A 19,868-nucleotide genomic window follows, 5' to 3' on the forward strand; every position below is an offset into this window, starting at 1 on the left:
GAGTGTTTTTTATTATTCGTGCATAGTCTGCACCGTACAGGTGCATTCAGCGTCAGAACGGCTGCAATCCGCCTGACGCCGCATGGAAAGAAAAAATGAATCCCAGGAGGAACAAATGAAGAGAATCTTGACCCTCAGTGCCACTGCTGCCGCACTGGCACTGACGTCTGCCATGGCCTTTGCCGATACGGTAACGGTCGTCACCTCATTCCCGCGCGACTTGACCGATCCGTTCAAGACCGCCTTCGAAGCTGCACATCCCGGCACCACGCTGGAAGTGGTCAGCCGCAACACCAACGCTGCCGTGTCGCACCTGAAAGAAACCCAGAGCGCCAATAGTGTGGACCTGATGTGGGCATCGGCTCCCGACGCTTTCGAAGTACTGAAGGCCGGCGGATTGCTGGCCAAGGTCAATGTGAAATCCGACGGCATTCCTGATGCAATAGGCGGTTACCCCATCAATGATTCCGAAGGCTTCTATTACGGCTTTGCAGCCTCGGGCTACGGCATTATGTACAACACGCGTTACATCAAGGCCAACGACCTGCCCGTCGCCAAGGAATGGGACGATCTGAAGCGCGCCGAATATAACGGTCATGTCGCAATGTCGTCGCCGTCGCGCTCCGGCACCACTCACCTGACGGTGGAAACCCTGTTGCAGGGAGAAGGCTGGGATAAAGGCTGGGCCACCTGGAAATGGATTGCCGGCAACATGAACACCGTGACCGAACGCAGCTTCGGCGTACCCGATGCAGTGAACTCGGGCTCCACGGGCTTTGGTATCGTGATCGACTTCTTTGGTCTGGCATCCAAGGCTTCGGGCTTCCCGGTTGAACTGGTTTATCCAAGCGTGACCGCCATCGTTCCGGCGAATATCGGCGTCATCAAGAACGCACCCAACGAGGCAGGTGCCGTCAAGTTCGTCGAGTTCCTGCTGTCGCCCAAAGGCCAGCAAATATTGCTGAATCCGGCCATCATGCGCCTGCCGGTCAATCCGGCTGCATACGAGAATGCGCCTGAAGGTTTCCCTAACCCTTTCTCCAAGGATTTCGCACCCGGTGCGATCGAGTTCGACGTGGACGTCTCGGGCGCACGCTATAACCTCGTGAACTCCTTGTTCGACGTGCTGATCACCTACCGTCTGGACGATCTGCGCGAAGCCGTCTCGGCAATACAAAAAGCCGAAGCAGCACAAGCCAAAAGTGGCAATGAAAAGGCTGCCTCCCTTATCGCCGAGGCTCGCAAGCTGATCGAAGCCATGCCAATCACGCAAGAACAGGCAGCAGACCCCGCATTCGCACACGTGTTCACCACCTCACGCGCCAAAGCCGCGACCAAGGTCGTCGGTCGCCAGGCCGAGGTTGAACAAGGCTGGGACACCTTTGCCGTAGAAAACTACCGCAAGGCCCGCGATCTGGCCAAGCAAGCAGCAGCGCTGTAACAGGCCTGCTCAGGCCCGCCGGGATCCGCGCCCCTCAGGGGCGCCGGTCCTGGCCCGCCCATTCCTCCTAGGACGAGCATGACAGATACTATTTCCCGGGACGCCACAGCGCGTCGCTTTACGCTGTTTCCGCGCCTGTCGGGTGCTGCGGTAGCCGGCATACTGATCGCCATCTTTCTGATGGCGTTCCTGATATTGCCGGTAGCGCAGGTGATTTATGTTGCCTTTCTGGACGCTCGCACTGGCGTCTTCACGCTGCAGAATTTCCAGGATTTTTTCAACACGACGCTGTTTCGCGAAAGCTTCGTGAACTCGTTCTATGTCTCTGCAATGTCAGTGGTCGTTGCAACGGCAATCGCATTGCCATTGGCTTATATCACCACCCGCTTCAATTTTGCCGGCACTGCTGCAATTCAGGCGCTGGGAATCATTCCCCTGATCATGCCGCCCTTCGTGGGCGCAGTGGCGATGTCGCTGCTTTTCGGCCGCAACGGTTCCATCAACCTGCTGCTGAACGAATATTTGGGTTTTCGTATTCCATTCATGGAGGGTCTGTCGGGCGTCATCCTGGTGCAGTCCATCCACTACTTCCCATTCATTCTGATCAATCTGTCAGCAAGCCTGCGCAATATCGATCGCTCGATGGAGGAAGCTGCGCATAACCTGGGTTCACACGGAATGCGGATGTTCCGCCGCATTGTGTTCCCGCTTGCCATGCCGGGATATCTGGCCGGCGCGGCACTGGTGTTCATCAAGGTCTTTGACGACCTGGGCACCCCCCTGCTGCTGAACGTCAACAACATGCTGGCACCGCAGGCCTATTTGCGTGTCACCGGCGTCGGAATCAACGACCCCATGGGCTACGTGATTTCCTTCATCCTGGTCGCGTTTTCGGTATTCTCGCTGTGGGCTTCGTTCCTGTTCATGCGCGGCAAAGACTATGCAACCGTTCAGAAAGGCGGCGGCGGCCTGTCGCGTCGCGATCTGAAGCCACGCGAAAAATGGCTGGCATGGGGCGTGATCGGCGTGATACTTGCCATGGTGCTTTCGCCGCATATCGGACTGTTGCTGCTGGCATTCGGCACGATCTGGTCCTTTTCGCCTCTGCCCGACGCCTTTACCGTCCAGCATTTCGGCACCATATTTACCCAATCGTCGCAGTATGTATGGAATACGCTGATCTATGCCGGCTCGGCTGCCGTGATCGACGTCGTTCTGGGTACCGCCATCGCCTACATTGTGATCCGTACCAAGCTGGCCGGACGCAAATGGCTGGACTACATGTCAACGGCCGCGCTGGCAGTGCCTGGCGTTGTGCTGGGCATAGGCTATCTGCGCATGTTTCACAGTATCCAGCTCCCCTTTGGCCTGGGCCAGATGTCCAGCTTCTGGGGCATTATCATCGTGGCCTTGGCTGTGCGTCGCCTGCCGTACGCACTGCGTGCCTGCATGGCTGCCCTGCAGCAGATTTCGCTGTCGCTTGAAGAGGCAGCCGAAAGCCTGGGTGCATCGCGCACCAGCACCATACGCCGCATTGTGGTGCCCTTGATGACGGGCGGCATACTTGCCGGCTTCGTGACCAGTTTCGCCACAGCGGCCGTCGAGCTCTCGGCAACCATCATGCTGGTTGCGCGCTCATCCGACGCACCGCTTGCCTACGGTATTTATCTTTATATGCAATCTCCCGCAGGACGCGGGCCCGGTGCAGCCCTTGGGATCCTGGCCGTTGTGATTGTGGCCATTGGCACCTACCTTTCACAGCGCATCATCGAGCGCGAACGCGCACGACAAGCCATGGCCGGCGACGGGCAGCACTAAGTTTCGGAGACCAAACATGACAACAAGCAAAGCAGGAATCCGTATCGAGGATCTGCATCTGTCCTTCGGATCCACCAAGGTACTCGAAGGCATCCATATGGTGATCGAGCCAGGCGAATTCTTCGCATTCCTTGGCCCATCGGGCTCAGGGAAGTCCACGCTGCTGCGCGCCATCGCCGGCTTCGGCCCCACACCACGCGGCCGCATCCTGATCGGCGACCGCGATATTGCCAGCCTGCCTCCCTGGAAGCGCAATGTGGGCATGGTGTTCCAGTCGTACGCGCTGTGGCCGCATATGTCGGTGCGCAAGAACGTCGCCTTCGGCCTTGAAGAACGCAAGACACCGGCACACGAGATTGGCCCCAAGGTTGAGGCGGCGCTCGAAACCGTCAACCTGCTCGATCTGGCCGACCGCATGCCGGCACAGCTGTCCGGCGGGCAACAACAACGCGTAGCGCTGGCCCGCACCATCGCAATCGAACCGCAAGTGCTGCTGCTGGACGAACCCTTGTCCAACCTTGATGCAGCGCTGCGCGTGCAGATGCGACGCGAGCTGCTGGCCTTGCAACGCAAGCTGGGCCTGACTACCATTTTCGTGACGCACGACCAGGAAGAAGCCAACACCACCTCGGACCGGATGGCAGTACTGAACAAGGGCGTCATCCAGCAGATCGGCACGCCACAGGAACTATATGATCATCCGGCCAATACCTTTGTCGCAGGCTTTCTGGGTACCGCCAATATTTTGAAGGGAACAATGCAAGGCCAGGGCTTCTTGACCACCGGAGGACAGCGGCTGAACGTTGCCAACCCGGTTGAGAACGCCAGCCGCATTGTGCTGCGCCCACAGAATGTCCGGCTCACGGAAACTGGCGGAGATATCCCCGGGAAAGTTGCACACCGCGAGTTCCTGGGCAGCCAGATCCGCTACCTGGTTGAGACGGCTGACGGCCAGATCATCGTTGACACGCTGCACTCCACCGGCGCACCGCCGTACGACGCAGGCGCTCCGGTTTTCCTGACCATAGACAGCCACAGTGCTCCCCTGTTGACCGACTGAAGCAAAATGACGGAACTCTGGTTCATTCGACATTTCCGTACGCCATGGAATAGTCAGGGGCGTCTGCAGGGTCAACGCGACATCGCGCTGGACGATCCCATGGGCTTCCAGGATCTGGCCACGCTGGCTGCCAACCGGCAGGCACTGGCCAATCGGGATTTCGCGCTGGTTCTGACCTCACCGCTAAGCCGGGCACGCCAAACCGCCGAGCTGTATGGGTTCCCGGACGCCGTCGCCGACCCCGATCTGGCCGAGATCGCCTTTGGTACCTGGGAAGGTCGCACTTGGGACGAGCTGGAAACCGCCCACCCTGGCGCATGGCAAAATGCCCTGCACACCCTTCCACTTGGCGAAACCATGGACGAATTCAATGCCCGCATCGCACGCGTGCGTGATCGTGTGCGGGCAGTACGCGGGCCGGTACTGGCCTTTGGTCACGGTGCCTGGCTGGGCGGGCTGCAGATGCTGCTGGAAGGGCGTCGCGGTGGCATGTCGCGACAAACTCTCGCTAACGGAGCCTTGCATAAACTGAAGCTATAGTGCCGCCCAAGAAGTGATTGATGCCTGTCAGGCAACAGCGTGTATCCACCGCCGTGCCTAGCGCCGTCTTCCTGTTGCCAATACCATGAAGCCATACTTTTTCTTTGGAGGAATCATGGCCCAGCGTATTAATCATATTCAGCTGTCTGCGGATCTGTTCAACAAATATCAGGAATTCAGCAATCTTCTGAATAACAGCCCCGTAGAAACTGCCACTCGTCTTCTGGTGTCGATTCGTGCCTCGCAAATCAACGGCTGCGGCTTTTGCCTGGACATGCATATCAAGGAAGCCAAAATTCACGGCGAACGCGAGCTTCGCCTGCATCATGTCGCGATATGGCGCGAATCCTCGCTATTCTCACCGCGCGAGCGCGCCGCGCTTACCTGGACCGAGATCCTGTCCAAACTGCCAGAGCATGGCGTGTCCGATGAGATCTACGAGGAAGTGCTGACTCAATTCAGCAAGCAGGAGTTATCGGATCTGACCTACGCGGTCATGGCCATAAACGGATGGAATCGCCTGAATATCGCCTTCCGTACCCCACCCGGTTCCGCTGATAAAGCCTTCGGCCTGGACAAAGCCAACCTGACTTGAGCACCTGCATGTCACAAAGCCGGGTATCCATGCGTCATGTTCAATATGGATACCCACACACACTCCCTTATTTCTTCTGCCCGGCTGCGGCACGCCTCACATGGCGCAGTCGACGCACTGGCCAGCAGTTTTGCTGCCAGTTATGCGGGCGTTGTCGCCTTTCTTGCCGTTGCCGACGAAGGCAGCTTTGCGCGCGCAGGTGTTCGCCTGGGCATAGGCCGCTCGGCGGTGAGCCGCAGCGTGCAGAAACTCGAAACCCAGCTCGATGCCCGTCTGTTCCAGCGTACAACACGCAGCACATCGCTGACGCGGGAAGGTGAGCTCTTTTACGCAAATTGCCAGCCGGGGGTAGAACGCATCATGCATGCCATGGAAGATATGCACGAACTGCGCAGCGGCCCTCCCAAAGGGCATTTGCGCATACATTCGACCACAGGGTTCGGGCGCATGATCGTTGCGCGGCTGCTGCATGACTTTCACCTGCGCTACCCCGGCATCACACTCGAGCTTGTGCTGAACGACATGCCACCCGACTTCACGACAGACCGGATAGACGTTTCATTCCGGGATGGCCGCCTGGAAGACAGTGATGTCGTGGCACGCAAGCTGATGCCCATGCAGATGGTCTTGTGCGCTTCACCCGACTATGTGCAGGCTCACGGTATGCCGCTGGACGTTAACGATCTTGGCCGGCACTCCTGCATCAACTTTCGGTCATCATCCGGCCACATCAGACAATGGCAATTCAGGATTGGAGAAACGCTGCAAAAATTCCTTCCGCAAGCTCATTGCACCTTCAATGATATTGATCTGATTGTGCAGTCAGTGCTGAAAGGTCAGGGTATTGCCCAGCTTCCGTCTTACCTGGTGCAAAGCCTGCTTAAGGAACGCAAACTGTTGATGGGCCTTGAGCAATTCGCAGCCGACGACGAGGGCTGCCACCTTTGCTACCCCAGCCGAAAACAGCTTCCTGACAGAACTCGCGTATTCATCGAGTATGCCGTTGAACACGCATGCCTTATGGATCTGCCTGGTTGAAATGATTGTTTCAGTTATATGAATAGTCAATTTCAATTCAAACCATTTATCCATTAGCAAAGAACTATTAAAGTTACTACATCGACGAGCCAGACAGATTAACTGCTCGCTGAACGCTACCGGAAACCGTTCCGCTCTGGCTAGACCAAACTCTTGAATGAAAGGATATACATCATGACATACACCAAGCTTTCCGCTATTGCTTTTGCTTTCTCCACCCTGATCGCCGGCCAGGCCATGGCTGCCGGCACCGACGCACCGGTCACACGCGATCAGGTCCGTGCCGAACTGGCTGAAGCCGTGCGCACCGGCAACATCGTTACCGGTGAAAGCAGCGCCCGACTGAACGAACAGTATCCGCAGCTGTATCCTGCTCAGCAAGTGACCACCAGCGCAAGCCGCGCCGAAGTCCGCGCTGAACTGGCTGAAGCCGTGCATACCGGCAACATCATTACCGGCGAAAGCAGCGCCAAGGAAAACGAAAAATTTCCCCAGCTGTATGCGCACAATGAACAAGACAGCAAGAGCCGCGCCGAAGTTCGCGCCGAACTGGCTGAAGCCGTTGCCAACGGCCTGCTCTATCGCAACATAGAAGCTTAAGTTGCATCCGCCATTACAGCACCTTCGCAAGAAGGTGCTGTCTTGCACCAGCAGCCACTGCATGCGATAGTGAGCCTTGCTGATCGGCACATGCATGCCCTGTTCCCTTCAGCGGTTCCCAATCATATCCAGGGTAGCTGCCATGCAAACTTCCAACACCTCAGGGGCATCGCCATTGGCACGCCGCCTGCTTGCAATCAGTCTCTGCACACTTTCCATCTCCGGCGCTGCTTTGTCGCCCAAGACAACTTTCGCGCAAACGCCCGCTCCTTCTGCCCAGCAAGCTCCCGGCTACTACTTCATGCGGCTGGGCGACTTCCAGGTCACCGCCCTGTACGACGGTGCGGCATCTCTGCCGGTTGCGCTGCTGCACGGCATCAGCGCAGGTGATATCCAGACCCTGCTTGAAGACATGTTTGTACCCATCAACAAAGATGGCGTTCAAACCGCAGTCAATGGCTATCTGATCAATACAGGCAAAGAACTGATACTCGTCGATGCCGGCGCAGCGGCGTGTTTCGGTCCCGCAATGGGCGGTATACGCAAAAGCCTGAAAGCTGCAGGCTATGAGCCCGCACAGGTCAGCAAGATTTTGCTGACACATTTGCACGCTGATCACGCTTGCGGAATCACCGACAACGGCAAAATGGCTTTCCCCAATGCAATGGTCTATGTATCGCAGGATGAAGCTGCCCATTGGCTGAACAAGGAAACCGCAGCCCAGGCGCCCGAACAGGCCCAGGCCTTTTTCAAGTTTGCCCAAGACTCGGTAGCACCTTATGAATCTGCCAGAAAGCTCAAGCAGTTCGCTGCCGGAGCATCCTTGGCTGACGGCGTGGTCTCGGTGGCATTGCCTGGCCATACTCCCGGCCATGGCGGTTACATGATCACATCGGGTGACCAGCACCTGTTGGTCTGGGGAGACGTGATTCACAGCCACGCCGTACAGTTCCCGAACCCACAGGTAACCATAGATTTCGACAGCGACCCGAAACAGGCTGCCGCCACACGTGAAAAAGTCCTGGCACGCGCTGCCCAGGAAAAACTCTGGATCGCCGGGGCGCATCTTCCCTTTCCCGGCATCGGTCACGTGCGTAAGCAAGACGCTGGTTACCGCTGGATTGCAACCGAGTACTCCCCACTGCCCGCCGGCAAATAGCAAGTCGGGCACCAGCACTTTGCCGGTGCCCTTGCCACCTATAGCTCCGACCGGCTGGCAAGCTGTTGTTCCGCCTCCCAGCCGCCGCCTATTGCACGGATCAGCGCCACGGCTGTCTGTGCCCGCTCGCCGTCCAGCGCGACCGACGCCCGCTGCTGCACCAATACCTGACGATCGGCATCGATCACGTCCAGATAGCTGACCGACCCTTCTCGATACTGGATCTGCGACAACTCGGCCGCGCGTGAGGCTTGCAGAACCGCTTCATCCTGTACCTGTGTCTGGTCCTTGAGTATGCGCAAGCCGGACAAGCCGTCCTCGACTTCACGAAATGCCTGCAGCACGGTCTGGCGATAGGTGGCAACATCTTCTTCGTAGACTGCCTTCGCCTTTTCCAGACCCGCTTCGCGACGGCCACCATCAAAGATAGGCAACGTCAGCACCGTACCGACCAAGGGGCCAAGCAGGAATGTCCGGCTCGACCATTCAAGCAAATTGCCCAGCTCTGAAGACTCATAGCCAAAAGCGCCGGTCAATGTAAGTCGCGGGAAGAAGGCCGCTTTCGCCACCCCCACGCGGGCGTTGGCAGCTGCCATGGCCCTTTCGGCGGCAGCAATATCGGGGCGTCGCTCCAGCAAGGAAGACGGCAGCCCGGCCGGAATATCCACCGGCATACGCTCCAAAGGATTGGGCGCCAGGGAAAACTGCGCCGGGGTCTTGCCCAACAGGGTTGCCAGCGCATGCTCGGCCACGGCCCGTTCACGCTCTATGCCCAAAGCCTGTGAACTGGCAGATGACAAAGCCGCCTTTGCCCGCGCAAGATCCAGCTCACTGATTTCACCTTCGTCATAACGACCCTGGACCAGTTCCAGCGTTTTGCCGCGCAACTCGACCGTACGCCTGTACAGATCCTGCTCCGCATCAAGACGACGGATACGGAAGTACGCCTGTGCCACATCGGCTTGCAAGGCAAGTCGAACTGACTGAAACAGCGCAACACTTTGCTCGGCATCGGCTGTTGATGCATCCACGTTCGAAGCGATCCGGCCAAACAGGTCTGCCTCGTAGGAGATGCCGGCCTGCGCCCGCCACAATGTTTGCGGCGAATTAGCCGCATCATCAGGCAAGCCTTGGGCAGCGTTGGACTGGCGCTGACGCATGGGTCCGAATCCAGCATCCAGCGACGGAAAGAGGCCGGATTCGGCATTCCGGCGCAAAGCTCTGGATTGCTTCACGCGCGCTGCCGCGACCCTGAGATCCTGGTTGGCCAACATGGCCTGTGATTCCAGTTTATCCAGGACGGGGTCCTTGAAGATTGCCCACCAGTCGCCTCGCGCCAACGCCTCGGCAGGCTGCGCCAGTTTCCACTGTCTGGCGGCTTCGGGCGACAGCGATGCTTCTTTGTAGGTATCGGGCACATCGACCTCGGGCCGCTGATAATCTGGTCCCACTGCGCATCCAGCCAGGAACAGGGCCATGGCCAAACTGGTAAGGCTCAAACGTAATCGTTTCATAATCATTCCATTATTCTTGAGTCGCTATGACCGGCGCCTCGTGCGTGCCGGCCGCTTTCAGCGGTGCGCGCTGCAGGCTGCGCAGCACCACATAGAAAACCGGGGTCAGGAACAGCCCGAACAGCGTCACACCCAACATGCCGAAGAACACGGCCACACCCATGGCCTGGCGCATCTCGGAGCCGGCGCCGGTGGCGATAACCAAAGGCACCACGCCCATGATGAAAGCAATCGACGTCATCAGGATGGGACGCAGGCGCAAGCGGCTGGCTTCGGTGGCAGCCTTGATAATGCTCATACCCTGCAACTCCAGTTCACGGGCAAACTCCACGATAAGAATGGCGTTCTTGCACGCCAGGCCCACCAGCACCATCAGGCCGATCTGCGTAAAGATATTGTTGTCCCCGCCAGTCAGCCAGACACCTGTCAGGGCGGCCAGAATACTCATGGGAACGATCAGGATCACTGCCAGCGGCAGCGTCAGGCTTTCATATAGCGCGGCCAGCACCAGAAAAACCAGCAGCACACTGATGGGAAACACCCACACGCCCGCATTGCCGGCCAGAATCTGCTGGTAGGTCAGATCCGTCCATTCAAACTTCACGCCACGCGGCATGACTTCTTGCGCGATGCGTTCGGCGGCAGCCTGGGCCTGGTCAGATGAATACCCGGGCGCCGGTCCGCTGTTGATGTCGGCTGCCGTGTAGCCGTTGTAGCGCACAACCATTTCCGGGCCGAAACTGGGCGATACCGAGGCCACCGCCGACAAGGGCACCATGCGGCCATTACTGCTGCGCGTTTCAAGCTGAAGGATATCTTCCGGATGTGCACGGAACTGTGCATCGGCCTGCGCCCTTACCTGATATACGCGTCCGAAGCGGTTGAAGTCATTGACGTACAGCGAGCCCAGATATATCTGCATGGTGTCGAACACGTCGTCAACGGGAATACCCAGTTGCTTGGCCTTGACACGATCCAGCGCCACATCGAGCTGTGGCACGTTGATCTGATAGCTGGAAAAAGCAGGGCCCAGCTCAGGCGCTTCTGCCGCCTTGGCCAGAAATTGCTTGGTCACCGCATCCATCTGCTCGTAGCCCAGCGCTGCGCGATCTTCCAGCTGCAGCTTGAATCCACCGACAGTACCCAGGCCCATGATGGGCGGCGGCGGGAACACGGCAATGAACGAATCCTTGATTGCTCCATACTGCTTGCCAAGTGCAGCCGCAATATTGCTGGCTGACAGCATCTCGTCCTTCCTCTGCTCAAAGGGATCAAGCGTCACAAAGACGATGCCGGCACTTGAACTATTGGTAAAACCATTAATCGACAACCCTGGAAAAGCAATGGCGCTTTCCACGCCCGGCTGCTTCAACGCGATATCGGACATCTTGCGTATGACATCCTCGGTGCGATCGAGCGAGGCGCCGCTGGGCAACTGAGCAAAACTGATCAGATATTGCTTGTCCTGTGCAGGAACGAAGCCACCCGGCACAACATAGGAAATGCCTGCTGTCAGCGCCACCAGCAACACATACACACCCAGTGTCGAGGCCTTGCGCCCTATGGTGCCTGCAACGCCTGTGGCGTAGTGATCAGACGAGCGCTTGAAGAACCGGTTGAAGCGGTCGAAAAATCCGCCCAGGTAGCGGTTCATGACCCGGGTCAGCCAATCCGGCTTCTCGTCATGCCCTTTTAACAGCAGCGCAGCCAGTGCAGGTGACAGTGTCAGGGAGTTGATCGCAGAGATGACGGTCGAGATGGCAATCGTCATGGCAAACTGCTTGAAGAACTGACCGCTCAGTCCGGTCATGAACGCCAGGGGCACAAACACAGCCACCAGCGTCAGCGCAATCGCAATAATCGGGCCGCTGACTTCACGCATGGCCCGGTAAGTGGCATCGCGCGGCGACAAGCCGGCAGCGATATTGCGCTCTACGTTCTCGACCACGACAATGGCATCGTCGACCACAATACCTATGGCCAGCACCAGACCAAAGAGCGATAGCGCGTTGATCGTATAGCCGAACGCCAGCAACAGCGAGAAAGTCCCGATAATGGACACCGGCACGGCCAGCAAAGGAATTATGGACGCTCGCCAGGTCTGCAGAAAGACGATCACCACCAGCACCACCAGTGCTATGGCTTCCAGCAAGGTCATCACGACCGCCTTAATGCTGGATCGCACGAACTGCGTGGGATCATACATAATGCGGCTTTCCAATGATGCAGGAAAGTCGGCCGACAGCTCGTCCATGACCGCGCGCACCTGGTCCGAGATCTCCAGCGCATTCGAGCCGGGTGACTGCATGATGGCAATACCCACCGCCGGTTGATTATCCAGCAGCGCACGCAGGCCGTACTGCGCGGCGCCCAACTCGATGCGGGCGACGTCACCCAGCCGCGTGACCCCGCCATCGGCGGATGTCTTCAGAATAATATCGGCGAACTGGTCTTTGGTCTGCAATCGCCCTTGTGCATTGACCGACAACTGCAGGGCCACGTCGGAAGTCGTCGGCGAAGCACCGATCACCCCCGCCGCCACCTGTACGTTCTGCTCCCTGATGGCCGCAACCGCATCCGTTGCAGTCAGGTTGCGTTGCGCCATCTTGCCGGGATCCAGCCAGATCCGCATGGAATAATCCCCTGCACCCCAGACCTGCACTTCACCCACCCCCTGGATGCGCGCAAGCCTGTCCTTCACATTCAGAACCGCATAATTGCGCAGATAGGTCGTGTCGTAGCGCTGATCGGGTGAAATCAGATGCACCACCATGGTCAGCGTCGGGGATGATTTGGTGGTCGTTACGCCCAGCCGCTGCACTTCTTCAGGCAAACGCGGCAACGCCTGGGTCACCCGGTTCTGCACCAGTTGCTGGGCCTTGTCCGGGTCGACACCCAGATGGAAATTCACGGTAACGACCAGATTGCCGTCGCTATTGGCCTGCGACTGCATGTACATCATGTCTTCCACACCGTTGATGGACTCTTCAAGCGGAGCGGCAACCGTCTCGGCCAGCACCTTGGGGTTGGCGCCCGGGAATTGAGCCCGCACCACCACGGACGGCGGCACCACCTCGGGGTACTCCGATATGGGCAGCTGGAACATGGCCAGGCCACCGGCCAGCAAGATAAGGACGGAAAGTACGCCCGCAAAAATCGGGCGATCGATAAAGAATTTGGAAATATTCATGGTGGGTCCAGATCAGGAAGCCGCTTTGTTTTTGTCAGCAGGTGCCGCTACATCCGCGGGGCTGGCCGCAGCCAGTCGCTCTTCGCTTTGGGCCAGCCCCGTTTGCGGCGTTACGGCATCGCCAGGCCGTATTCTTTGCAAGCCGTTGACGACGATGCGCTCGCCCGGAGCAAGTCCGGCTTCGACCACACGCAAACCTTCCCGAAGCGCCCCCAGCCGGACTTCCCGATAGGCTGTGTTGTTCTGCTCATCGACAACCACCACGAACCGTTTGTCCTGATCCGTGCCGATGGCCGTTTCTTCGACCAGCACTGCGGGCCTCGGTGCGCCGCCATCCAGCCGGATGCGCGCGTATAGCCCGGGCACCAGGCTGCCATCTTCGTTATCGAACACTGCACGCACCCGTATTGTTCCCGATGAGATGTCCAGCCTGTTATCAACTGATGCGACCTTGCCATGCCGCGGAAAGCCTTGTTCATTGCTCAAACCCATGGATACCGATGCCTGCCCGTTTGGCCTGCTTTGAGCCGGATTCACGAATGACAGAAAGCTTTGTTCGTCCACCTCGAACGAGGCATACATTTTGTCGACCGACACCAGGGTCGTGAGGGGCGGTGCTGCAGTTCCGGCGGCAACGATATTGCCCTCCGTAACTTCGGCGCGTGACACCCGACCCGAAACCGGCGCCACAATTTGCGTGTGCTCCAGGTCGAGTTCGGCCGAAGCCAGCGCCGCCTGGGCCGCCAGGGCTTCAGCTGCTGCGACTTGCGATGCATTACGCTTCTGCTCGAAATCCCGCCTGGCAATCGCATTCTTTTCCAGCAAGCGCCTTGCACGCGCAAGGTCGGTACTCGCATAGGCCTTGCGTGCCTTGGCCGCAGCCAGCTCGGCGCGCGCCCGGTCTACCGTTGCCTGGTAAGGCCGGGGATCAACGGTGAAAAGCACATCGCCAGCCTGAACCAGGCTGCCATCCTGGAAGTGCACCTGTGTGATGGTGCCCGATACCAGGGGCCGTATCTGCACCCGCTCCACAGCCTCGAGACGGCCCGAATATTCACGCCAGTCGGTGATGTTGCGGCTGCTGACCTGTGCAACATCGACCGCCACCGCCGGGCTGGGCGGTGGTGTGAGTGCCGCAACGGCATCTCCGGTTTGCAGATGGAACCACGCGGCGCCCCCGCCCAGCACGACAACGGCGACCACCACCAGCGCGTATGGTTTGCGCAATAAAGACATGACGAAATCCTTTGACTGAAGAGATCGGGAAACTTTTGCAATTGATTGCTATCCGCGATCAAGAAGAGGATGTATTATTTATTTTTTGGAAAAACAGTTAAATACTTATTTTTCGCTATCACTATTCGTCTCAAACGAACAATCTGGAGTGCAGTATGGATAGATTCCAGGCCATGCAAGTCTTTACCCGCGTCGTCGACGCCAACAGTTTCACGCTGGCTGCCGACTCTCTGGGCTTACCCCGCTCAACCGTGACGACAACTATTCAGAGCCTGGAGCGAAGCCTGAAGCTACGGCTGCTGAACCGCACGACGCGCCGCCTTAGCCTGACCCCGGATGGCGCTGCCTATTACGAGCGTTGCGCACAAATATTGGCCGACATCGAAGATATGGACGCATCTTTCCGGGACGTAACCCGGGGCCCAAGCGGACGCCTGCGCATAGACACGCCACCGTCAATAGGCCGCCTGATCCTTGTTCCGGCTCTGTGCGATTTTCATACGCGCTATCCCGACATTGAATTGGCTATCGGCATGGGCGACAGAGCCGTCGATATGGTGCGCGATGCCGTCGACTGCGCGATACGCGTGGGCGAGCTGGAAGACTCCAGCATGGTTGCACGCCGTATCGGCACGTTCGAGGGCATCACCTGTGCATCCCCCGCGTATCTCGAGCGTTACGGTGAACCGCAGAACATTGAGGATCTGGCCAACCACCACGCCGTTCATTATTTTTCAGCTCGTACAGGGCGTGTCATAGACTGGTCTTTCATGGTCGATGGCAAGCCGCGCGAGATACAGGTCAACGGCAGCGTATCGGTCAACGATGCCGAGGCCTATGTGCAATGCGGCGTCAACGGCTTTGGCCTGATCCAGCCATCCCGCTATATGGTGGCGCCGCTGCTGGCGTCCGGCCAGTTGCGCGAGATCCTGACGGAATGGACGCCACCGCCCCAACCCATTTCAGTGGTCTATTTGCACAACCGGCATTTGTCACCCAAGGTACGGGTTTTCGTGGATTGGGTCAGTGAGCTGTTCCAGCAGTGCGCACTGATGGCCGGCTGCAAGTACAAGGACCTGATAGACCATGAATGCACTTTTGCCGGCAAGAAAAAGCCTCAGGCAACCATAGTGGATCACCTGAAGCTCGAAGAAACGCTGGAAGAAAGTGTTTTTTAGGAGTAAGGCCGGTGGCGTTCAAGCCACCTGTGCCTGTTTATTCGATCACGATCCCGGCTTCGGCAATGATTTTTTGCCACTTGGCGCTGTCCTTGCGTACCAGGGCGGCCAGTTCTTCGGGCGTGCTGGCCACGAACTCCACACCCTGAGGCTCGAACTTCTTGTTCAGCTCGGGGTTGGCAACGACTTTGGCGACAGCCTGGTTCAGCTTCTGGATGATATCCTGGGGCGTGCCTTTCTTGGCGAACACACCGTACCACGTCGTATATTCAAGATTGGGCAAACCGGCTTCGGAAATCACGGGCAGCCTGGATGTCTCGGAGCCTGAACTAGCCGCGCTCATGCCTATGGGCGTGACGGCGCCGCGGTCTATCATGGGCTTCAACGACGGCATGCTGCTGAACAGCGCATGAACCTGACCCGCACCAAGATCAATGACCGCTTTTGATGTTCCACGGTACGGTACGTGAACGACATCAACATCAGCCTGGTCCTTGAACATTTCCATGGCAAGGTGGGCCACACCGCCTACGCCTGCCGACCCAAAATTGACTTTGCCCGGGTTGGCCTTGGCGTAATCGATCAGCTCCTGAACCGACGTAACGGGGATGGACTTGCTGACCACCAGCACGTGCGGACTTTGCGTGACCTGGCTGACGGGATCGAGCAGATTGAGCACATCCTTGCCCTCCATTGCCTTGGACGGAATCGTCATATTGCCCGATGCCGGCATAAGCAAGGTATAGCCATCGGCAGGCGCCCCAAGCAACTGGTTCAGCGCCGGCACACCATGTCCGCCGCCAGCATTGGCCACAACAACCGTCTGACCCAGCTCCTGGCTCAGCAACTGCGCGACTTCACGCCCAACCATATCGGCCGGGCCGCCGGCGGCGAACGGAATGATCATGCGTATCGGCCGATCCGGGTAGCTTTCCTGGGCATGTGCGCCAAGCGTGGCAAACGACAAGGCTGCAGCAACGATTATCTTGTGTAGTTTCATCATAAAGTCTCCTAAACTCGGTTTGTTCAGCTGCTAAAAATCAGGACGCGAAGCCGTATCTATCGGGCTTTCGTCCAGTGCATCCCGTAGCCACGGGGGTGTCAACACACCGCTTGCTATGGCGGCAAGCCGCTTTTGTTCCGCCATGTACTTCTCATGGGCTGCCTCGATCAGGCTGCTGCGGTTACTGTGCGCGTAGGCCACAACACCGTCATCGTCCGCAAAGATCCAGTCACCCGGATTAATCGAAACACCACCGCAATCTATCGGGCGCAAGATGCTGCCTGGGCCGTTCTTGGTCGGGCCGGCAGGCACCGCGGCAATGGCGAATACCGGCAAGTCCATTGCCCGCAACTCGGCCACATCACGAACGGCGCCATCAATGACTATGCCGGCTATGCCGACTTTGGCTGCCTGGGTGCACATAATGCCTCCCATCAGTGCCCGCTCGGCATATGCCGCGCCGTCGATCACAAGGACATCCCCGGCCCTGGCCATGGCCAGAGCGGCATGAATGGCAAGGTTGTCGCCTTCAGGCACCGATATGGTCAAGGCACGTCCGTGCAGTCGGGCACCCGGACGCACCGGTTTGATCCGGCTGGCAAGCACCTGGGCACCACGGTCTGCAAGCAAGGTACTGGTCAGCCATTCGTCGGCCGCCCGACCGGAATCCTGGTTTATCAGCTCTGTCATGTCTGTCCTGATTCAGTTGGATATGAACGATGTATGCACCGAAGGAAATATGCTTTGATAGGCTTCGCCATACAGCTGACCGGTACTGGCACGGCGTCCGGCCTGTGCGCCACGCTGCAAGCCGACCCGTTCGTAATAGCCCCAAAGATTGCGTTGGGCCTGCATGGTTTCCATGGCTGCCTTCTTTTTATCCCATACGCTGGTGATGTCGAGCAGCATATTGGGCTTGAACCCGCACAGCTCTGACTGATGCGGCTCGAAACACAGTACCTGTGGCGGCTTGATGAAGTCATTTCCGTGCCCGGGAGCGATCGCCTTCATGCGAGCCAAAAGCACGGCTTCGAAGGTACGGCAATGATCCAGATTGGACGGATCTTTCTCGGGATGCGTAATGACCAGACTGGGCCGATATTGCCGGAACGCACGCGACAGACGATCAATCACTTCCGGAGTGATGGTCAGCGGGTAGTCACCCAGATCGTAGAACACGGAACTGCTTGCACCCAGCAGCCTGGCGGCCTCAAGAGCCTCTGCGCGTCTGGCTTCCTTGACCTTGTCGCGCGATGCACCCTCTTCCTTCCAGATCAGGTTTGATTCGCCATTTTCGCCAAAGCTCAGGCACACAAGATGTACGTCGTAGCCCTGTGCTGCATGCGTGGCCATGGCCCCACCACAACGCCATACAAAATCGCCGACATGCGCGGTGACTACAACGATAGATGATGACATGGTCTTGAGTCCTTTTCTGAACAATAAATTAATCAACCAGAGCATTGTAGTTTTGTACAATGACGTTGTATACAGTACAACCATAAAGATAAACAAGCATGGAATCAAGGGGTAAGAATATGAGTAATGACGGCGTTATCGCAGTTGAACGTGCACTTTCAGTGCTCGATTGTTTCAAGCCAGGTAGCGAAAAGCTGAGCCTGGCCGATTTTGCAGAGCGCCTGCCATTGCACAAGACGACTATTTTTCGTCTGCTGAACTCGCTGGTGCGTTGCGGCTACGCAGTCCGTGGAAACGACGGCCGCTATTCTCCTGGCCCTCGCCTGCTGTTTCTGGGCCGGGTCTATCAACGAAGCTTCGATTTATCCGGTGCGGTCATGCCGGTACTGGAACAGTTATCGGCGGACACCGGCGAAAGTACCGCCTACTACGTCGAGGGTGCTGAAACCGGAACGCGCTTGTGCCTTTTCCGCGCGCAGCCTCACGAAGGGTTGCATCCCAATGTTCTGGCCGGCAGTGTCATGACACCAGACGACTCTGCCACCGGCCGCGTCTTCAAGAAGTGGGCGCAGCTGCAAACCACCGACGATAGCCCGCTCCCTTATTTTTCTTGTGGCATCCGGGACCCATACACGTCATCATGGAGTCTGCCCATCATCGGAGTCGAGGATCGTTTTGCAGGAGCCCTTACACTGGCCGGCCCTTCGGAACGTTTACGTACCGTGAATGCCAAGCGCTTTGAGCGCCTGCTGCTGAAGGCCGCCAGCGAGCTTTCGGGCAGGCTTGGCGCTTCAAAACCCTTCCAGCAAATGATGTATGGCGGCAAATAAACGTTGTTGGCTTAGAATCAACATAGCAGCAACCTGGTACACCCAACAAAGGAAACGAAGATGCCGGTTACGAAAGGAATCAAAGATCTGATCGCCGAGGCGCGGGAGCGAATCAACACGTTGTCACTTGACGAGGCGAAAGCCAGGCTGGATAACCCTGATGCCGTTTTTGTGGATATTCGCGATGTGCGGGAACTTGAACGCGAAGGCATGATCCCCAATGCTTTTCATGCTCCGCGCGGCATGCTGGAGTTCTGGGTCGATCCCGACAGCCCCTACCACAAACCGACTTTTGCCGAAGATAAAGAATTCGTTCTTTATTGCGCGTCTGCCTGGCGCTCAAGCCTGGCCGCCGCCGCGCTGGTTGACATGGGCCTGACACGGGTAAGTCATATTGAAGGTGGTTTCACGGCCTGGAAGAAAGCCGGACTGCCGGTTGCGGAAAAAGCCGCAAAGCGGTGATTTGCCGCATAGCGCAGCAAACAAGACCAGCTTGCTTCCCGGGAAGCAAGCTGGTTAACTGATTAACTTATGGATCAGCCCTTTAGCTTGACTGCAATCTGCGCAACGTGCGCACCCTGATGGCGGGCGATTTCAAGCTCTTCGGCGCTAGGCTGGCGCGAACCGTCGCCACCGGCAATGGTGGAGGCGCCGTAAGGCGTGCCGCCGCGCACCTTTGAGGTATCGAACAGTGCCGGCGTGGTATAGCCGATAGGCACAATAATCATGCCGTGATGGGCAAGCGTCGTCCAGGTGGATGTAATAGTCATTTCCTGGCCACCACCGGTACCTGTAGAGGTGAACACGCTGGCGACCTTACCGGCCAGAGCGCCCTTGGCCCAGAGACCACCCGTTTGATCCAGGAAGTTGCGCATTTGCCCGGACATATTGCCGAAACGGGTCGGGGTGCCGATGATGATGGCGTCGTAGTCGCCCAGTTCGGTCGGAGCGGCAACAGGCGCTGCCTGGTCAACCTTGCCTCCCGCATTCCTGAAGGCTTCTTCGGGCATGGTTTCCGGCACACGCTTGATAGTGACTTCGGCACCAGCGACGCTGCCGGCCCCCTCGGCCACTTTCTGCGCCATGGTCTCGATATGACCATACATTGAATGATAGAGCACAAGTATTTTAGCCATATGATTCCTTCAGGTTGGTAGTGAGAATAACGGTTACTGCCTAAGCGAGCTTAAGCTTCCTTTTATTCCGTGGCAAGATGAAAAGCCAATACTTTCGCATCCCGCCCTTGT

Annotated in this window: 18 protein-coding genes; 11 read left to right on the forward strand and 7 right to left on the reverse strand. The window is 57.9% G+C overall.

What is annotated here, in order from left to right; translation table 11 throughout:
* Positions 1-115: 115 nt before the first annotated feature.
* The 8 genes from LKR43_RS09700 to LKR43_RS09735 all read left to right on the forward strand — a co-directional run bounded on the left by LKR43_RS09700 (position 116) and on the right by LKR43_RS09735 (position 8,251).
* Complete coding sequence (locus LKR43_RS09700) at positions 116-1,441, forward strand: ABC transporter substrate-binding protein (RefSeq protein ID WP_227683851.1); 1,326 nt, start codon at positions 116-118, stop codon at positions 1,439-1,441.
* 78 nt (positions 1,442-1,519) lie between these two features.
* On the forward strand, positions 1,520-3,259 hold the full coding sequence (locus tag LKR43_RS09705; RefSeq protein ID WP_370632088.1) for an ABC transporter permease: 1,740 nt from the start codon (positions 1,520-1,522) through the stop codon (positions 3,257-3,259).
* A gap of 16 nt (positions 3,260-3,275) precedes the next feature.
* Complete coding sequence (locus LKR43_RS09710) at positions 3,276-4,319, forward strand: ABC transporter ATP-binding protein (RefSeq protein ID WP_227683852.1); 1,044 nt, start codon at positions 3,276-3,278, stop codon at positions 4,317-4,319.
* 6 nt (positions 4,320-4,325) lie between these two features.
* A complete protein-coding gene (locus tag LKR43_RS09715) occupies positions 4,326-4,859 on the forward strand; it encodes a histidine phosphatase family protein (protein WP_227683853.1) in 534 nt (177 codons plus the stop codon).
* Between the two features lie 115 nt (positions 4,860-4,974).
* On the forward strand, positions 4,975-5,454 hold the full coding sequence (locus LKR43_RS09720; RefSeq protein ID WP_227683854.1) for a carboxymuconolactone decarboxylase family protein: 480 nt from the start codon (positions 4,975-4,977) through the stop codon (positions 5,452-5,454).
* 45 nt (positions 5,455-5,499) lie between these two features.
* Positions 5,500-6,492, forward strand: coding sequence for a LysR family transcriptional regulator (locus tag LKR43_RS09725; RefSeq protein WP_227683855.1), 993 nt, complete (start codon positions 5,500-5,502; stop codon positions 6,490-6,492).
* A gap of 174 nt (positions 6,493-6,666) precedes the next feature.
* A complete protein-coding gene (locus tag LKR43_RS09730) occupies positions 6,667-7,092 on the forward strand; it encodes a DUF4148 domain-containing protein (protein ID WP_227683856.1) in 426 nt (141 codons plus the stop codon).
* 142 nt (positions 7,093-7,234) lie between these two features.
* Positions 7,235-8,251, forward strand: a complete 1,017-nt coding sequence (locus tag LKR43_RS09735) for an MBL fold metallo-hydrolase (protein ID WP_227683857.1) — start codon at positions 7,235-7,237, stop codon at positions 8,249-8,251.
* A 38-nt stretch (positions 8,252-8,289) separates the two neighbouring features.
* On the opposite strand, the gene LKR43_RS09740 is transcribed toward LKR43_RS09735, so the two are convergent.
* From LKR43_RS09740 to LKR43_RS09750, 3 genes are read right to left on the reverse strand one after another with little or no spacing between them, the layout of a single operon-like run.
* Positions 8,290-9,771: an efflux transporter outer membrane subunit gene (locus tag LKR43_RS09740; RefSeq protein WP_227683858.1), complete on the reverse strand. Its 1,482-nt coding sequence runs from the start codon at positions 9,769-9,771 to the stop codon at positions 8,290-8,292.
* A gap of 4 nt (positions 9,772-9,775) precedes the next feature.
* Complete coding sequence (locus LKR43_RS09745) at positions 9,776-12,955, reverse strand: efflux RND transporter permease subunit (RefSeq protein WP_227683859.1); 3,180 nt, start codon at positions 12,953-12,955, stop codon at positions 9,776-9,778.
* 12 nt (positions 12,956-12,967) lie between these two features.
* On the reverse strand, positions 12,968-14,191 hold the full coding sequence (locus LKR43_RS09750; RefSeq protein WP_227683860.1) for an efflux RND transporter periplasmic adaptor subunit: 1,224 nt from the start codon (positions 14,189-14,191) through the stop codon (positions 12,968-12,970).
* 155 nt (positions 14,192-14,346) lie between these two features.
* Here LKR43_RS09750 and LKR43_RS09755 point away from each other — a divergent pair, with 155 nt between their 5' ends.
* Complete coding sequence (locus LKR43_RS09755) at positions 14,347-15,369, forward strand: LysR family transcriptional regulator (RefSeq protein ID WP_227683861.1); 1,023 nt, start codon at positions 14,347-14,349, stop codon at positions 15,367-15,369.
* A gap of 37 nt (positions 15,370-15,406) precedes the next feature.
* Here the strand turns inward: LKR43_RS09755 and LKR43_RS09760 are convergent, their stop codons facing one another.
* The 3 genes from LKR43_RS09760 to LKR43_RS09770 are packed head-to-tail and all read right to left on the reverse strand — an operon-like array spanning position 15,407 to position 17,791.
* Positions 15,407-16,372: a tripartite tricarboxylate transporter substrate binding protein gene (locus tag LKR43_RS09760; RefSeq protein WP_227683862.1), complete on the reverse strand. Its 966-nt coding sequence runs from the start codon at positions 16,370-16,372 to the stop codon at positions 15,407-15,409.
* Positions 16,373-16,402: 30 nt separating this feature from the next.
* On the reverse strand, positions 16,403-17,062 hold the full coding sequence (locus LKR43_RS09765) for an RraA family protein (protein ID WP_227683863.1): 660 nt from the start codon (positions 17,060-17,062) through the stop codon (positions 16,403-16,405).
* A gap of 12 nt (positions 17,063-17,074) precedes the next feature.
* Positions 17,075-17,791: a PIG-L deacetylase family protein gene (locus LKR43_RS09770; protein WP_227683864.1), complete on the reverse strand. Its 717-nt coding sequence runs from the start codon at positions 17,789-17,791 to the stop codon at positions 17,075-17,077.
* 119 nt (positions 17,792-17,910) lie between these two features.
* Between LKR43_RS09770 and LKR43_RS09775 the strand changes: the two genes are divergently transcribed.
* Complete coding sequence (locus tag LKR43_RS09775) at positions 17,911-18,621, forward strand: IclR family transcriptional regulator (protein ID WP_227683865.1); 711 nt, start codon at positions 17,911-17,913, stop codon at positions 18,619-18,621.
* Positions 18,622-18,681: 60 nt separating this feature from the next.
* Positions 18,682-19,083 (forward strand): rhodanese-like domain-containing protein, encoded by a 402-nt coding sequence (locus tag LKR43_RS09780; RefSeq protein ID WP_227683866.1) that lies wholly within the window; start codon positions 18,682-18,684, stop codon positions 19,081-19,083.
* A 74-nt stretch (positions 19,084-19,157) separates the two neighbouring features.
* Here LKR43_RS09780 and wrbA read toward each other — a convergent pair whose 3' ends face one another.
* Positions 19,158-19,757: an NAD(P)H:quinone oxidoreductase gene (wrbA, locus tag LKR43_RS09785; protein WP_227683867.1), complete on the reverse strand. Its 600-nt coding sequence runs from the start codon at positions 19,755-19,757 to the stop codon at positions 19,158-19,160.
* Positions 19,758-19,868: the final 111 nt, after the last annotated feature.

It is taken from the genome of Pusillimonas sp. MFBS29 (genome assembly GCF_020687695.1).
Lineage (GTDB): Bacteria > Pseudomonadota > Gammaproteobacteria > Burkholderiales > Burkholderiaceae_B > Pusillimonas_C.

Bases quoted from the DNA above. Each gene is read 5' to 3' on its own strand.
- LKR43_RS09700 (WP_227683851.1), top strand. From the start codon at position 116: ATGAAGAGAATCTTGACCCTCAGTGCCACTGCTGCCGCACTGGCACTG.
- LKR43_RS09705 (WP_370632088.1), top strand. From the start codon at position 1,520: ATGACAGATACTATTTCCCGGGACGCCACAGCGCGTCGCTTTACGCTG.
- LKR43_RS09710 (WP_227683852.1), top strand. From the start codon at position 3,276: ATGACAACAAGCAAAGCAGGAATCCGTATCGAGGATCTGCATCTGTCC.
- LKR43_RS09715 (WP_227683853.1), top strand. From the start codon at position 4,326: ATGACGGAACTCTGGTTCATTCGACATTTCCGTACGCCATGGAATAGT.
- LKR43_RS09720 (WP_227683854.1), top strand. From the start codon at position 4,975: ATGGCCCAGCGTATTAATCATATTCAGCTGTCTGCGGATCTGTTCAAC.
- LKR43_RS09725 (WP_227683855.1), top strand. From the start codon at position 5,500: ATGGATACCCACACACACTCCCTTATTTCTTCTGCCCGGCTGCGGCAC.
- LKR43_RS09730 (WP_227683856.1), top strand. From the start codon at position 6,667: ATGACATACACCAAGCTTTCCGCTATTGCTTTTGCTTTCTCCACCCTG.
- LKR43_RS09735 (WP_227683857.1), top strand. From the start codon at position 7,235: ATGCAAACTTCCAACACCTCAGGGGCATCGCCATTGGCACGCCGCCTG.
- LKR43_RS09740 (WP_227683858.1), bottom strand. From the start codon at position 9,771: ATGATTATGAAACGATTACGTTTGAGCCTTACCAGTTTGGCCATGGCC.
- LKR43_RS09745 (WP_227683859.1), bottom strand. From the start codon at position 12,955: ATGAATATTTCCAAATTCTTTATCGATCGCCCGATTTTTGCGGGCGTA.
- LKR43_RS09750 (WP_227683860.1), bottom strand. From the start codon at position 14,191: ATGTCTTTATTGCGCAAACCATACGCGCTGGTGGTGGTCGCCGTTGTC.
- LKR43_RS09755 (WP_227683861.1), top strand. From the start codon at position 14,347: ATGGATAGATTCCAGGCCATGCAAGTCTTTACCCGCGTCGTCGACGCC.
- LKR43_RS09760 (WP_227683862.1), bottom strand. From the start codon at position 16,372: ATGATGAAACTACACAAGATAATCGTTGCTGCAGCCTTGTCGTTTGCC.
- LKR43_RS09765 (WP_227683863.1), bottom strand. From the start codon at position 17,062: ATGACAGAGCTGATAAACCAGGATTCCGGTCGGGCGGCCGACGAATGG.
- LKR43_RS09770 (WP_227683864.1), bottom strand. From the start codon at position 17,791: ATGTCATCATCTATCGTTGTAGTCACCGCGCATGTCGGCGATTTTGTA.
- LKR43_RS09775 (WP_227683865.1), top strand. From the start codon at position 17,911: ATGAGTAATGACGGCGTTATCGCAGTTGAACGTGCACTTTCAGTGCTC.
- LKR43_RS09780 (WP_227683866.1), top strand. From the start codon at position 18,682: ATGCCGGTTACGAAAGGAATCAAAGATCTGATCGCCGAGGCGCGGGAG.
- wrbA (WP_227683867.1), bottom strand. From the start codon at position 19,757: ATGGCTAAAATACTTGTGCTCTATCATTCAATGTATGGTCATATCGAG.